The sequence below is a fragment of the Spiroplasma attinicola genome, from assembly GCF_023509825.1.
GTDB lineage: Bacteria > Bacillota_I > Bacilli_A > Mycoplasmatales > VBWQ01 > Spiroplasma_D > Spiroplasma_D attinicola.
In genome coordinates this window covers 218,434-233,351 of record NZ_JAKQXY010000001.1, presented here as the reverse complement: position 1 = coordinate 233,351, position 14,918 = coordinate 218,434, and the positions used below count along the sequence as shown (strand labels likewise).

At 26.6% G+C, this 14,918-nt stretch carries 16 protein-coding genes and 7 tRNA genes; 18 read left to right on the top strand and 5 right to left on the bottom strand.

Going from position 1 to position 14,918, the window contains the following annotated elements; translation table 4 throughout:
* Positions 1-86: 86 nt before the first annotated feature.
* The 4 genes from LT335_RS01165 to LT335_RS01150 form a co-directional block, all read right to left on the bottom strand.
* A complete protein-coding gene (locus tag LT335_RS01165; RefSeq protein ID WP_249728010.1) occupies positions 87-455 on the bottom strand; it encodes a hypothetical protein in 369 nt (122 codons plus the stop codon).
* Complete coding sequence (locus LT335_RS01160) at positions 439-894, bottom strand: HIT family protein (protein WP_249728009.1); 456 nt, start codon at positions 892-894, stop codon at positions 439-441. The genes LT335_RS01165 and LT335_RS01160 overlap by 17 nt, the downstream gene beginning before the upstream one ends.
* 114 nt (positions 895-1,008) lie before the next feature.
* On the bottom strand, positions 1,009-2,685 hold the full coding sequence (locus LT335_RS01155) for a hypothetical protein (protein WP_249728007.1): 1,677 nt from the start codon (positions 2,683-2,685) through the stop codon (positions 1,009-1,011).
* Between the two features lie 18 nt (positions 2,686-2,703).
* A complete protein-coding gene (locus tag LT335_RS01150) occupies positions 2,704-4,746 on the bottom strand; it encodes a hypothetical protein (protein WP_249728006.1) in 2,043 nt (680 codons plus the stop codon).
* A 212-nt stretch (positions 4,747-4,958) separates the two neighbouring features.
* Between LT335_RS01150 and LT335_RS01145 the strand changes: the two genes are divergently transcribed.
* From LT335_RS01145 to LT335_RS01095, 11 genes are all read left to right on the top strand, one after another.
* Entirely contained in the window at positions 4,959-6,242 is a 1,284-nt protein-coding gene (locus LT335_RS01145; protein ID WP_249728005.1) for an aminotransferase class V-fold PLP-dependent enzyme, read from the top strand.
* A complete protein-coding gene (locus LT335_RS01140; RefSeq protein ID WP_249728004.1) occupies positions 6,226-6,681 on the top strand; it encodes an iron-sulfur cluster assembly scaffold protein in 456 nt (151 codons plus the stop codon). Before LT335_RS01145 ends, LT335_RS01140 begins: the two co-directional genes overlap by 17 nt.
* Positions 6,674-7,234 carry a 5-formyltetrahydrofolate cyclo-ligase gene (locus LT335_RS01135; protein WP_249728002.1) on the top strand — a complete coding sequence of 187 codons (561 nt, stop codon included), beginning with the start codon at positions 6,674-6,676 and terminating at the stop codon, positions 7,232-7,234. Before LT335_RS01140 ends, LT335_RS01135 begins: the two co-directional genes overlap by 8 nt.
* A gap of 159 nt (positions 7,235-7,393) precedes the next feature.
* Complete coding sequence (locus LT335_RS01130) at positions 7,394-7,723, top strand: S1 RNA-binding domain-containing protein (RefSeq protein WP_249728000.1); 330 nt, start codon at positions 7,394-7,396, stop codon at positions 7,721-7,723.
* A gap of 118 nt (positions 7,724-7,841) precedes the next feature.
* Entirely contained in the window at positions 7,842-9,155 is a 1,314-nt protein-coding gene (locus LT335_RS01125) for a glucose-6-phosphate isomerase (protein WP_249727998.1), read from the top strand.
* 35 nt (positions 9,156-9,190) lie between these two features.
* The gene (locus tag LT335_RS01120; RefSeq protein WP_249727997.1) at positions 9,191-9,442 is read left to right on the top strand and encodes a hypothetical protein; all 252 of its coding nucleotides are present in this window, start codon (positions 9,191-9,193) and stop codon (positions 9,440-9,442) included.
* Between the two features lie 118 nt (positions 9,443-9,560).
* Positions 9,561-10,355, top strand: a complete 795-nt coding sequence (locus LT335_RS01115) for an ABC transporter permease (protein ID WP_249727995.1) — start codon at positions 9,561-9,563, stop codon at positions 10,353-10,355.
* 64 nt (positions 10,356-10,419) lie between these two features.
* A complete protein-coding gene (locus LT335_RS01110; protein ID WP_249727993.1) occupies positions 10,420-11,019 on the top strand; it encodes a hypothetical protein in 600 nt (199 codons plus the stop codon).
* Between the two features lie 114 nt (positions 11,020-11,133).
* A complete protein-coding gene (locus tag LT335_RS01105; RefSeq protein WP_249727991.1) occupies positions 11,134-12,039 on the top strand; it encodes an ABC transporter ATP-binding protein in 906 nt (301 codons plus the stop codon).
* Between the two features lie 68 nt (positions 12,040-12,107).
* Positions 12,108-12,710: a hypothetical protein gene (locus LT335_RS01100; protein ID WP_249727990.1), complete on the top strand. Its 603-nt coding sequence runs from the start codon at positions 12,108-12,110 to the stop codon at positions 12,708-12,710.
* 209 nt (positions 12,711-12,919) lie between these two features.
* On the top strand, positions 12,920-13,525 hold the full coding sequence (locus LT335_RS01095) for a hypothetical protein (RefSeq protein ID WP_249727989.1): 606 nt from the start codon (positions 12,920-12,922) through the stop codon (positions 13,523-13,525).
* 128 nt (positions 13,526-13,653) lie between these two features.
* On the opposite strand, the gene LT335_RS01090 is transcribed toward LT335_RS01095, so the two are convergent.
* On the bottom strand, positions 13,654-13,959 hold the full coding sequence (locus LT335_RS01090; protein WP_249727987.1) for a hypothetical protein: 306 nt from the start codon (positions 13,957-13,959) through the stop codon (positions 13,654-13,656).
* Positions 13,960-14,129: 170 nt separating this feature from the next.
* On the opposite strand from LT335_RS01090, the gene LT335_RS01085 reads away from it, so the two are divergent.
* The 7 genes from LT335_RS01085 to LT335_RS01055 all read left to right on the top strand — a co-directional run bounded on the left by LT335_RS01085 (position 14,130) and on the right by LT335_RS01055 (position 14,799).
* Positions 14,130-14,203 (top strand) — tRNA-Val (locus tag LT335_RS01085).
* Between the two features lie 14 nt (positions 14,204-14,217).
* A tRNA-Thr gene (locus LT335_RS01080) sits at positions 14,218-14,293 on the top strand.
* A 1-nt stretch (position 14,294) separates the two neighbouring features.
* A tRNA-Tyr gene (locus LT335_RS01075) sits at positions 14,295-14,379 on the top strand.
* 8 nt (positions 14,380-14,387) lie between these two features.
* Positions 14,388-14,465: transfer RNA gene (locus LT335_RS01070), tRNA-Gln, on the top strand.
* 7 nt (positions 14,466-14,472) lie between these two features.
* Positions 14,473-14,547 (top strand) — tRNA-Lys (locus LT335_RS01065).
* Positions 14,548-14,568: 21 nt separating this feature from the next.
* Positions 14,569-14,656, top strand: a tRNA-Leu gene (locus LT335_RS01060).
* Between the two features lie 61 nt (positions 14,657-14,717).
* A tRNA-Leu gene (locus LT335_RS01055) sits at positions 14,718-14,799 on the top strand.
* Positions 14,800-14,918: the final 119 nt, after the last annotated feature.

Here is a 14,918-nt window from a genome sequence, read left to right as displayed (position 1 = left end):
TTTTAGCAAAGACTTTTTCTTTACTTACTTTTTGCGATGCATTTGATTTTGACTCATTTTTATTACATCTTTTTAATTTTTTAATTTTATTTACCTTGAATAAATCAAAATACTGTCCCAATTATAATAATAAAATGTGGTAAAGGGTTAAGATAAGTTCAAACTAAACTATAATCAAGGCCACTACGAGTAAAACAATAGACAATGGCAAGAACTGATATCACACAAACAGCAATTGATCAAATTCTTGTTCAAATATCTGGTTTAACTGAATATGGCAAGATAAGATAAAGAATCCCAATTGTTAGCATTACTTGTCAATCAAGAATTCAACCATATTTATTTGGCGTATAAACTTTTGCAACAGCAAGAATACTATAAACAATAAGTCAAATTCCACCAAGAACAATTAAAATTTTACCAACTGTTAATTGATTCTTAATACTTTTTCTCATACTCATTCTCTCTTTCATTTAGATTTTCTTTTAATATTTTTCTTGTCATTTCAAGTTGTTTCATTTCATTTTCATTACGTTTATGAATAATTTCAAATCCTTGATTAGCATTAAATTTGGGAATAACATGAATATGAAAATGGAATACCATTTGATTAGCTATTTTTCCATTATTAATAACAATGTTGAAACCTTGAATTTTGTTAGGGAAAATGTTTAATAATTTTTTGGCTAACTTTTGAGCAGTAACATTAGTTGCAATAAGATCTGCTTTATCAGTTTCCAGTCAAGTATCAGAATGTTTTTTAGGAACAACTAAGATATGAGCTTTTTCAACTGGAAATATATCGAGAAATGCTGCTGTTAATTTATCTTGATAGATAAGATTTTTTTGCTCTTTAATAATTTGACAGAAAAGACAATCAGGTTTTTCTAACACAATTCACCTCATTCATACTTTAATTATAACTTATATAAAAAAAGTAAAGTAAAATATTATTTTATAATAAAAGAAAGATGGAATTAATATTTCATCTTTCTTATTTTTTATTAATTAGTAGTATGAACTTACAGCATTTCAAAAGTCAATGTTGTAAATATTAGTTTTTTTAATAAATTTTGGGAAAAGTACTTTCGCTGCTGTTGTAAAATTATCAGCTGCTTGAGTTTTGTTTGGATTACTGTCTACTTGAGCAGAAAGTCAATAAATCATTTGTCAGAAAATATTTCATTTCATCTCTTGAGTAGTAATATATTGGTCTTGAGTTGGTGTTGAGTCACCATTAAGATAATCAGCACGAATATATTGTGAAAAGTTTGTACTTGATATTGTACTATTATCAGGATTGTTATTTCACTTTGTTATTAGTTGATTAGGATCACTAACAAGTCATTGACTAGCTTGGCTTTGATTTTGATAAAAATTAAAGTTAAGATTTTGAACAACATCAATTCAATAAATTGGAGCAGTATAAGCAAAAGTTCCATTATTATTTTGTCCTCAATAATGACTACCATCAAGGTTTCTAGCTCAGCCACTAACAGTAGCATCTTTGACTTGTGTGTTGTAAAGTTTTGAACTAGTATCATTAACAAAACCATTAATTCCAAAAATTGCATCCGCAGAATTTTTTAATGTTTTATCAGTTCCTGCTAGTTCATTTAAGAAATTTGTGTTTAAAGTTTGATTATCTGACATTAATTCAGGTAATTTAGTTGGATTTGTCGTTGCATCTCAATTAGCATTAATATTAATTGCTGTTTTTTCATTAGTTGTATAATCTCATACTAAACGATAATTTGATGTTCATTTAGCATTCGGTGCTCATGATTGTAATTGCGTTGCAAAGACACCATTATCAATTGCGATTGTTTTTTTTGCAGCATCAACTTTTAAAATTGAATCTAAAATATTAGCCATAGTAAATAATGTTTGATTTAATTCAGGCAAAATAACTGAATAATAATATTGTTGGTATCGAAAACGTAATCATCACTTGAAACGTTCTAATCTTTTTTGATAGTTTTGAATATCATTATCAGAACCTAATACTGGTACAGGTGCAGCAGGAGTTGTTGGACTATTTCATTTAAGATTATTTGCTGTTAAACTAGAAAGTTCAAGATTGAAGTTTTCATCAGCGTGTTTTGCAACTGCTTTAATTTCTGCATCTTTAGTTGCATCGTCTAAATCTGTATATAAATTTGAATTTGAAAAGATATTATTAGGATTGTGTTCAGAGTAATATGGAACATTACCATAATTAAATCGCGTTGTTCCAAATTGATGTCAATTATCAGTTTGAAAGATTAATTTTGTTGTATCTTTATTATCAAAATTTTGACCATTATTAATTGTATTAAAATATTCTGTTGCTAAGATATTAAGTCCAAGATTATCTTTAATTTCTTCAAAAGTTGTTTTAGATACAGCTTCTGAGTAACCTAATTTATCTTGAAAGAAATTCAAGAATTCTTGTTCTGCCATAATTCCTTCAACTTCTTTTTTCAAAAATTCCATACCTTGTTTATAAATATTATTAAAATGTGATTTAGCATCAACATTATAATTAACACCAATAAAATCAAAAAGTAATCGGTCTTGGATGTCTTTTGGCAGAGCAGCATTGTAACGATTAACTTCAGAACTACAAGCACTAACTAAAACAACTGGAGCTGCTAGTAAAGTTAAAGAACCGATTAATGGTAATAGTTTTTTAGTTTTTTTCATTCTTCCACTCTTCCATTTTTAATTTTGGATATTATTTGGGTCATATCATCAAATAGTTTGACCAGCAACTTGATCTAAATAAGTTCTAATATCTTCAGCATTTAAACGAGCAGGTGGACCATTGTCTTTAGTTTCTTTATCACTATCTCAAGTATTATTTAAGTCATTAATATTTTTAACTAAAGTTTCAATATTTGTCCCTTGTAAACGATTTCATCTAATATTAAAAGTTGTTGTAAATCATTGTTTCATTAAGTCAACAAAATGATAAATTTTATCATCTGCTGCTGCAATTGCGCCTGTATTTAATAATTCAGGTAAGTTTCAATGAATATTATCAATATTTTTATTAAAGTATAAAATGTAATCTCATCAAGAATTACTAGAAATATCACTTGAACCACTAGTAAAGTTTTTTAAACTTTCATTTAAATCAAAGTAAGTTGTTAGATTATTAGCATTTCATAATAAATATTGAGTTTGTAAAAAATCAAGATAAGGTGTATTAGTTAATCCACCAGAACGATCACTTAAATTTTTAACATCATCTCAAGTTACTTCTTGGTTTTCATTAGAAACTAATTGAGTATATTTAGTAATAGTTTCTTGAATTGGTTCAGTGCTTACTGTTGAAGTATAGGCAATACCTGGAGTTTGAACAAAGTGAATGCCATCAGCATCAATAAAAATTGATATTTTATTTTCATCGGTACCACTATATCTTGCTACTGAATCATTGTCACTCATTCATACTAAATCATTATATTGACTTGTTTGTGTCGTAGTATTAGTAACTCTTGTTCGATTAATACTTGTAATTAAACTTGTTAAACCAGAAGTAGTATTTGCTTCAGATAATTGGTAAGGGGTAGTCGTACTAATATTTTGTCCAACTCCTTCAGTACTTGTTACATAACGATATAAATAATATAAAAATGAAGATTTAATATTGCTAGGTTCACTATTTAAAGTTACTAATCCCAAATCACCAGTTTCTGATGAAGTAGTAACATTTTTAATACTTCCTGGAGATTGATTTTTTAAAGCTGTTTCAAAACCATTGGTTTTAATATCATTAATAATATTATTTAATTCTGGTGCATGTTCACTAAAACTATCAGCAGTAATTGCTGTTTTTAGTGCTCTACTTTTAATATTATCATTAAAAGGAACAACAATTTGACGAGTTCAAATTGGTCCTTGATTTTTCATTCATACTTGAGCAATTTTTGCTTGTTGATTACTTAATAATCCTTTAATAGTATCTGAAGGATCAATTAAATAGTCATCGCCAGATTGTAATTCTTGATCATCTTTTGTTTTAGCTACTCGATTTACTAATTGAATATTACTTGCACTTGAAGCATTGTGAATTGCAGTTTCTAAATCTTTCTCAGCATCAGCAATTGCTGTGGCACTTGAAACACTTCTTGCAACAATTCAAACTCGGTCTTTGTAAATTCCATTTTGAAGGTAATCTGCTATTGTTCCACTTGGAGACATTTTATTGTACATATCATTCAATCAAATACTAATTTCAGTACTATTATAATATTGGTAATTATGATAATTATCATTAACATAATATTGAGTAACAATTGTGTTGGCTTTTGATTTTAATAGAATGTCAAAATAACGTTGATAACTACCTGTGTCACCATCGCCACCTTGTGCTGGATCTTTTAAAAATTTATTTCATTGTTTTTCTCAACCATGACCATATTTTGCTTTTAATGAATCTTGGGTATTAGTAATTTGGTTTTCAACTGATAATCGAGCAAATTGATAATCACTTTCAAAAATTGCATTAGTTTTTAAAATTGAAAGACTAATATAATCAACAATATCTTTATATAAAGTTTGACCAACGCCAGTATCAGGATTTTTTAATAAATCTTCAAAAAAATCACTTGCTGTTTTACCGTTTTTACCATTAATTGCATCGATTCATTTAAAGATAGTTGGTGTTGTATGACTTGTTGAACTTCCACAAGCAACAACAGAAGCTCCTGCCGATGTTGATAATGTAAAAGCTGCTAGTAAAGCCAACATATTACGCATTTGTTCACTTCCATTCAAATTAAATATTTACTTAAATAGATTTATTAAAATTATATTATCATAAAACTTTAATTAATTAACTCAAATTTTCTGATTTAATAAATATTTTAACAATATTTTTTTCTTTTAAAAACTGTCCTATTTATTAGTTTTTTATCATAATTAGCTTAATAATGTTTTATAATTTTATTATATAAATAAATGGAGTAAAAATGGCAACTAAAAATTTGAATGATTTTAAAATAAAAAATGATTTTCCTTGGTTTAAAAATCATCCTGATTTAGTTTTTTTTGATAGTGCTGCAACAACTTTGAAGCCAAAAGTAGTTATTGATGCGGTGACTAATTATTATCAAAACTATAGCACTAATAGTCATAGTAGTGATTTTCCTTTAGGATATGAAACAAATAAGATTTATCAAGATACTCGTGAAACTGTTGCTCAATTAATTAAGTGCCAACCGAATGAAGTTGTTTTTTGTGCTTCAACAACATTTGCTTTAAATCAAATTGCTTATAGTTTAAGTTTTTATTTAAAACCAGGAGATGAAATTTTATTAACAGTTTCTGAACATAGTTCTTTATTACTACCATTTTATCGTTTAGCTCAAGAAAAAAAGATTATTTTAAAGTTTATTGAAGTAACAGATGATGGTTTAATTACAATTGAAAATTTAAAAAAAGCACTAACTAATAAAACACGAATTGTTGCTTTTGCCAATGTTAATAATTCTTTTGCTACTGTTAATGATGTTAAAGCAATAACTAAAGTAATTAATAATTATCAATTAAAAAATTTAAGTGAAGTCGAGTGACCATTTGAAAAAATTTTAGTTGTAATTGATGGTGCACAGGCAGTTAGTCATATTGAAACAAATGTTAAAGATTGAGCAATTGATTTTTTTGCTTTTTCCGGTCATAAAATTTTTGGTCCAACTGGAATTGCTGTCTGATGAACAAAAGCAAAATGATTGCCATTATTAAAACCATTAATTTTAGGCGGTGGCATGAGTGGTCGTATTGATAAAGATGGACATTTTACATTATTAGAACCACCTGATGTTTTTGAAGCTGGAACACCAAATTTAGCAGGTGTTTTTGGGCTTAAGATAGCAATTGAATATTTATTAAAAGTTGGTGTAACAACTATTGCTCAACATCAAAAACAATTAAAACAATATACCCTTAGTCAATTTAAAAAGAATTTAGCTGATAAAGTTATAATTTATAATGAAAGACAAGGTGCTGCAACTTTATTATTTAATGTTAATAATGTTTTTGCTGAAGATGTTGCTAATTATTTAGGACATAAAAATATTTGTTTGCGAAGTGGTAATTTTTGTGCCCGATTATTATCAGATGTAATTAAATCTGCTTCAAGTTTAAGAGTTAGTTTTTTTATTTATAATACTGAAAAAGATGTTGATAAACTAGTTTTAGCGTTACAACAAGGTTTTAAAGATGGTGGTGATTTTTTAAATGACTTCTTTAAATAATGAAAATGAGCATTATCGTAAATTAATTGTTAGTCATTATAGTAATCCTATTAGTAAAGGATTATTAAAAACAAAAGATAGTTTAGTTTTTCACCATAATCGTAATGCTTGTGTTGATGATTTTTATATTGAATTAACTTTTAATCAAGATACAGTTGTTAATGCTCGTTTTGAAGGAATTGGTTGTGCAATATCAACATCATCAATTGATATTTTTAATGCTTTGATTATTAGTCAAAAAGTTAATCAAATAAAAGTTATTAATAGTAATTACCAAGCAATGTTACAAGGTAAGAGTTATCAAGAAAAATTACTAAAAGACTTAGTTGCTTTTAAAAATGTCTTAAAACAACCAAACCGAATTAAGTGTGCTCTAATTATTAGTGAAGCAATTACTGAAATTTTCTTAATGAAAAATAAGGTAAAAAATAATGAATAGAAATATTAAACAACAATTGCGAAATAAATATTTACAAATTTTAAAAAATATTAGTGCGAATGATAAAAGACAATGAGATGAAGAAATTTATCAACAGTTTATTAATAGTAAGTATTTTGCTAATAATCAAGTTTTTGCTTTATATTATTCATTGTCTTATGAAGTTAATACAATTAAAATTATTACCACATTATTAGCAGCAAAGAAAAAAGTTGCTTTGCCGAGAATGAATGGTAATAATCTTGATTTTTTTTATATTGATAGTCTTTCTGATTTAGTAGTTGATAATCAATGAAAAATTTATCAACCAAAAGTTAATAGTCAAAAAGTTAATATTACTAATATTGATGTACTAATTTTACCTTTAGTTGCTTTTAATGAAGATTACTATCGAATTGGACACGGTAAAGGTTATTATGATCGATTTTTAAGTAAAAGTAATTTTAAAGGTTTAAAATTGGTTTTAGCATATAAGGTTCAAAAAGTTACTGAAAAGATTAAATTTGTTAATGATTGAGATATTGCTTTTAATGTTTTAATTACTAATCATTAAATTAAGGCAATAAAAAAAACAAATTTTTTGAAAATTAATAAATAATTCTTAAAATTAGGACTTGTTAAAATTAATAAGATGGTATAATTACTTTTGTAATTAAAAATATTAAATTAATAAAAATAAATTTTTTATTAAAGAAAGAGGAAAGTAATTATTATGATTAGTAACGATAAATCTGTTGATTTAAATAATGCAACAGATAATCAAGCAAGTGATGATACTTCAAAACAATTAGTTTTTGCAGTTAATCAAGATATCCAAGTAACACCAACAGGATTTAAAGAATACGGTGTTTTTGTTGACTGCGGAAATGGATATACTGGATTAGTTTATATTAGTAGAATTACTCCAAAGTTTGTTCGTAATGTTTCTGATTATTTCACTATTGGTCAGCCATTTACTGCTAGGGTTATTGAAATTAATGAAGCAAACAAAAAGTTGAGTTTAAGTACAAAAGAATTTAACTTAGAATCAAAAAGAGCGTAAACTTAATTATTAATTAAAAGTATAAACTTGTAAAAGTTAAATTCTTTAAATGGGTAAACAGCAACTTTATAAGTTGCTGTTTCTTATTAATTATGTTAAAGGAGACAAATAATAAATAATGATAAATGTTGATTTAAAAAATGCTCAAATTAAAATTGAAGACTTATTAAAATATCAAGATCAAGTAACAACAATTCATCAAAAATTAGAAGCAAATATTGCAAATGAAGATGAATTTTGTGGTTGAATTGATATGCCATTGCGTTATGAACGCGATTTAGATTATCAAGCATCATGACAAAAAATGAATACCCTAGCTTTAAAATTACAAGAAGAAGTTGATATTTTATTAGTAATTGGGATTGGTGGTTCATATTTAGGATCACGAGCCGCAATTGAAATGGTACAAGGTTTATATAATCAAAAAGCACCAGTTAAAGTTATTTATTGTGGTAATACCTTAAGTTCAACTTATGTATCACAATTATTAGAGTATTTGACAGATAAAGAATTTGCGATTAATGTTATTTCAAAATCTGGAACAACGACTGAACCAGCAATTGCTTTTCGCTTATTTTATGATTTGATGGTTAATATCCAAAAGAAAGCAAAAGATGTTGTTAGAAATCGAATCATTGTTACTACTGATAAAGAAACAGGAATTTTACATCAATTAGCAAAAGATAAAGGTTATCAAACATTTGTTGTACCAAATGACATTGGTGGTAGATATTCAGTTTTAACACCAGTTGGTATTTTTCCAATGTTAGTAGCTGGACTTGATGTTGAAAGAGTGATGATTGGTGCTCAAAAGGCCTATCAAGAATGTAAAAATGATAAAATTCTAGCTAATCCAGCTTATAAATATGCTGTTAGTCGTTATTATTTATATCAAGAAAGAAATAAAAGTGTTGAAATTTTAGCAACTTATGAAACACAATTACAAATGTTTGCTGAATGATGAAAACAATTATTTGGTGAATCAGAAGGTAAAGAAAATAAGGGGTTATTTCCTGCTAGTGTGCTTTTCACAACTGATTTACATTCTTTGGGACAATTTATTCAAGAAGGCTCAAAAATTTTCTTTGAAACTGTTATTACACTTAAAGAACCAACTTTAGATGTTAATATTCCTAAATTTGAAAACGATGAAGATCAATTAAATTATTTAACCAAATATTCATTAAATGAAATTAACTATAAAGCATGTCAAGCAACAATTGCTGCTCATAGTGGTTATCAATTTGGTAATGTTCCTAATATTATTCTTGAATGAGAAAAAATAGATAGTGAAATGTTTGGTTTTGCTGCTTACTTCTTTATGCGTGCTTGTGCAATGAGTGCTAGTTTATTACAAGTAAATCCTTTCAACCAACCAGGTGTTGAAGTTTATAAGAAAAATATGTTTGAATTATTAGGAAAAAATAAATAAAAGATTATAATTGATAAAATAAGGAGGAAATTATTATGGCTAAAAATTTAAATGATGTTGTTGTAATTAATCAAGATACATCAAAAGCTGAAATTGACAATTTATTAAATCAAGGAAAAACATTGTTATTAACAGCAAGCAAAGGACCAATGGTTGAAGCGTCATTAGCAAAAGGTTATTCTGATTATTTTGCAGCAAATATTGAAGTAGCTTCTGAAGGGTTATATCAAGGGGTTTGCAGTTGTGGTGAACCAAATAATATAAAGTTATATTTCTGAAGAGATTAGACAGGATAATATTTTAAATGAGTTCTTTTTAAGAACTCATTTTTTATGTAAATATTTTTACGATTTAAGATTTTTTTAAATATAATATAAAATATCAATTTAAAGGGAGATTAATTTTATGATTAATTTTAAATTTTTAAAAATTCAAATAAAAAATACAATTTGAATTACAGTAATTTTTGCCATTATTTTTGCTTTAATTTCAATTCTTAGTATGAGTTTTACTAAGTATTTTTGAGATACAACTTTTTATCATAATGGTGAAACTAGTTATGAAGGTGCGATAGATCTTTTACATATGATAAGTTTCTTTGGGCCACTTGGTGAGGGATTAGCTGTTGTTTTTGCCATTGCTTTGACAATGAAATTAATTAGTACGGAAATTAATCGGAATTATATTAGTTCTTGATTGAGTTTGCCAATGTCAAGAAAGACTATTTTTTTAACAAAACTTTTTACAATATTTATCTCAAGTTTTATTATTGTTTTATTTAACTTAATCATTCAATTGTTAATTGCTGTGATTAAACCATATTCTGATTTTGCTGGTGCTGAAGTAGCAATATTAATAAAATTAAATTTTGGTTTATTGTTATCATTTTTATTTATTAGTTCAATGATTGTTTTATTTGCTGTTTTTTTCAATAAAATTTCTCATGTTCTTACTGTAAGTGCTTTGGTACCAGCTTTTTTTATTGTTTTATTTTTACTTGGTGATTTTGCTAATACTTTTGATGTAAAATTTTTACATTATTTAAAATATCTTACTTTTTTTTCTTTGTTTGACAATAATCAATTAATTAAAAACGCTAATTTACAATTTATTTGAAAGTTTATTTTATTGATATTTCTTACTGGTACTTTATTTTATGGTTCATTTTATTTATTTAAGAGAAAAAATTTGGATGTTTAAATTTAATATTAAGATGTATAATTTAAGTGCTTAGTAAAAAATAATTGCAAGGGGAGATGCAACTATGAAAAAAATATTGGTAACACTAGGATTTGTTGGAGCTTTGACTACTTCAACTGCTGCTGGAGTATTAAATATTAATAATCAAACAAATATAGTAACAACTTTGACAGATCAAAATTTAGATAATTCCATTAATACATCTGAAGCAATTTATGGATGGACAGATATTAATATTAATGATAAAGTTCAAACTAAGGCAACAGGAACACATAAATTAGAAAATACTAGTTTTGCTTACAAAGCAACAACAAAATCTTGAAATGATTATTTTATTAATTCTAAATTTTTACTTATTTCTGGTGCTTTTACTTTGCATACTAATAAAAATCCTAAAGAATTTAATAATATTGTTGTTAATATAAGTGAAACAAGATCTAATGATTTAGAACGAGTTTGAAGTTATTCAGAAACAAATGATCAATGACGTGGTTGAGGACATCAAACATCAACAATAACTTTAACTGTTACTGCTAAGTATGATGAAAAAGAAGCAACAACATTGTTATCAGTTAGTTCTTATATTTATGCTAGAACCGCTGGTTCAGTTCATGCTTGTTGAACAACTTCAGAAGTTGATACTATTAGATTTATTGTTGATTAATTTAGTAAATTAGTTTTTAATATAAAAATTAGTGGCTATTATGTTGAAGATGGTCTTCATTATTAGTCACTATTTAATTTTTAGTATAGTTAAATCAATTAAATGGAGGTTTAGATGAATCTAATTGAATTAGAAGCAATAACTAAAAAATATGGTGAAAATATTGGTTGTTTTGAAATTAATTTAGCAGTTAAAGCTGGTGAAGTTTATGGTTTTATTGGTCCTAATGGAGCTGGAAAAACAACAGTTATTCGACAAATGATGGGATTTATTCAACCTGATAATGGACAAGGGAAGATTTTTGGATTAGATATTTGAAAAGATTCAGCCAAAATTATGAAAGATTTAGGGTATGTTGCTGGTGAAGTGGCAATTCCTGAGTATATGACAGGAATTAGTTATTTAAAAGTTCTTGCTAATATTAGAAAAAATGTTGATTGAAGTTATACTAAAAAATTAATTGATTATTTTGATTTAGATGCAACAAGAAAAATTAAAAAAATGTCGAAAGGAATGAAACAAAAAGTTGCTTTAATTGCAGCTTTTATGCATAAACCAAAAGTTTTGATTATGGATGAACCAACATCAGGTTTAGATCCATTAATGCAAGAAAAATTTAATAAATTAGTTAAAACTTTTGAAAAAGAAGGAACTACTATTTTTATCAGTTCTCATATTTTTAGTGAAATAGAAAATGTTTGTAATCGCGTAGCAATAATTAAAAAAGGTAAAATTATTTCAGAAATTCTTATTGAAGAAATGAAAAAAGATTTTAATAAAGTTTATCAAGTTAAATTTGCTAATATTCTTGATTATCAATCTTTTCTTAAAAAGAAATGGAATATTCTTAAGAAAGATGATGTACTTAATCAAATTGAAGTTAAGATTAAAGATGAAGATATTAATGATTTTTTGAAAGCAATTTCACAATTTAATGTTAATAATTTTAAATTGATACCTTTTAGTTTAGAAAAGCATTTTTTAAAGTATTATCAAGATGAAATAAATTTTGATGATTAATTTCATCATTTTAAAAATAGATGTATAATTTAGTTAATAAAAAAAATAATTGCAAAGGGGATGCAAATATGAAAAAAATATGAGCGACATTAGGGCTTGCAGGTGTTCTATCTAGTTCAGCAGCTGTCGGAGTATTAGATATTAATCATCACACAAATGTATCAACAAAGTTAGTAAATACAAATATTGACAATCCTATTCATAGTTCTGAAGCAATTTATGACTGAGCAGATGTTAATATTAATCATCGTGTTGAAACTAAATCAGAAGGAATAGATATTGTACAATGAACTAATTATGCTAATAAGACAACAAAAGATTCTTGAAATGATTTTTTTGCTAATTCTAAGTTATTAGTTATTACTGGTACTTTTGATTTACATACTTATACAAATCCTGAATCTTTGTCAGTTATTAATGCTCAGCTTAATGAGGCAAAATCTGGAGAATTTGAAAAAGTTTGAGAAGTTACAGAAAAAAATGATCAATGAGAAAATTCTGACCATCATACTGTGACATTAATAACTTTAACTGTTACTGCTAAGTATGATGAAAAAGAAGGTGTGACTTCTTTAACAGTTAGTTCTTATATTTATGCTAGAACAGATGGTGTTGGTCATGATTCTTTCACCAGTTCTCAAATTAATGATATTCAATTTATTGCTGATTAATTTAATGAATTAGTTTTTAATAAAAGGTGACTGTGTTAATCATTTATTATCAGTCACCATTTTTATTTTGTATAATCTAATTATTAAGAATATGTTCTATGTAAAGTTTTAAATGAGTTCTTAAAAAGAACTTATTTTTTATTTTAATAAATTCAAAAATAGAGATATAATTTAATTAGTAAAAAAGCAATTGCAAAGGGGAGGCAATTATGAAAAAAATATGAGCAACATTAGGCCTTGCAGGTGTTCTATCTAGTTCAGCAGCTGTCGGAGTATTAGATATTAATCATCAAACAAATGTATCAACAAAGTTAGTAAATACAAATATTGATAATCCTATTCATAGTTCTGAAGCAATTTATGACTGAGCAGATGTTAATATTAATCATCGTGTTGAAACTAAAGCAACAGGAACAAATACAGTAGATAATACTGCTTATGCTAATAAAGCATCATCAAAATCTTGAAATGATTTTTTTGCTAATTCTAAGTTATTAGTTATTACTGGTACTTTTGATTTACATACTTATACAAATCCTAAAACTTTATCTACTATTACTGCTAATATTAATGAAGCAAAGTCTAGTAAACTAGAAAAAGTTTGAGAAGTAACAGAAACAAACGATAACTGAAAAGGTACAGGTCATCATACAGCAACAATAACTTTAACTGTTACTGCTAAATATGATGAAAAAGAAGCAACAACATTATTATCAGTAAGTTCTTATATTTATGCTCGAACAGCAGGGGCTTTTCATAGTTGTTGAACAAGTTCTCAAGTTAATATTGTTAGATTTATTGTTGATTATGTTTAGTAAATTAATAATTACAAAATTTAATTAGTATTAAAAAAATAGTGACTAATGTAAAAAATTAGTTACTATTTTTATTTAATATTAAACAAATTAAAAATATAGGGTGTATAAAAGAATTATTTTTCTTTTTAAAAGAATAAGCGATTAATAATAAATCATAAAATACTTATGCCACCAAAAATTGGCATGATAAAAATTGTCAGAATGATCCCAATTTTTAAAAATACTAAATTAACAAGATTATGTGCTTCATAATATTGGAAACTGTCAATTACACCAAGGTTATGTACTAAGTTAAAACCATTAAAAATTCCTTGATTAAGATTGACACTTAATAGCATTATTACTCCTGCGATTAAAGAAACTAGAGCTACTAAAAATAAAATAATAATAGTTTTATCACTTGTTGGAAATTTTTGTCATTTATTTTTCAAATTTATTTTTTTCATCATAATGTTAATTATAACATTATCAATTTTATTTAAAACTAGGATTTAAAGTTGTTTCAATTTTTAAAAATCTTATTAAAAAATAATTGTAAATATTAAAAATATCTATTATAATAAATAAGGTTTTTAAACTATAAATAGATAAAAACACTTTTGGAGCATTAATTTAATGGTAAAATGTTTGGCTTACAACCAAGTCACAGTGGTTCGATTCCGCTATGCTCCACCATTTAAATTTTAATTGCTGGCGTGGCTCAATAGGCAGAGCACTTGATTTGTAATCAAGGGGTTGCAGGTTCGATTCCTGTCGCCAGCACCATGGAAGGGTAGCGAAGTGGTTAAACGCGTCTGCCTGTAGATTAGATCTCAATGAGTTCGGGGGTTCGAATCCCTCCCCTTCCACCATTTTATCTTGGGATGTCGCCAAGCTCGGTTAAGGCACAGGTTTTTGATACCTGCATGCGATGGTTCGAATCCATCCATCCCAGCCAGTAAATCGCCCTCGTAGCTCAGTGGTAGAGCACCCGGCTTTTAATCGGGGTGTCGCAAGTTCGAACCTTGCCGGGGGCACCATTTATTTAATTTGTTATTACTGCCCAGATGGTGAAATGGTAGACACGCCGGGCTTAAGATCCGGTGGCTTTTAAAGGCTGTGCGAGTTCGAGTCTCGCTCTGGGCACCATAAATTATTTAAATTATAAAATTAAGAAAGATTTTAACTAACTCTTTCTTTTTTATTTCATACCCAGATGGCGAAATGGTAGACGCAGCAGATTCAAAACCTGCCGAGAAATCGTGTGGGTTCAAGTCCCACTCTGGGTACCATTAAAATATTAAATTTCAAAAACACATTATTTGTTTTATAATGTGTTTTATATTTTATTAAGATTTTTTATTAGACAAAAATAATTAAAATATAGTATTATTAACAAATAAATAAATTA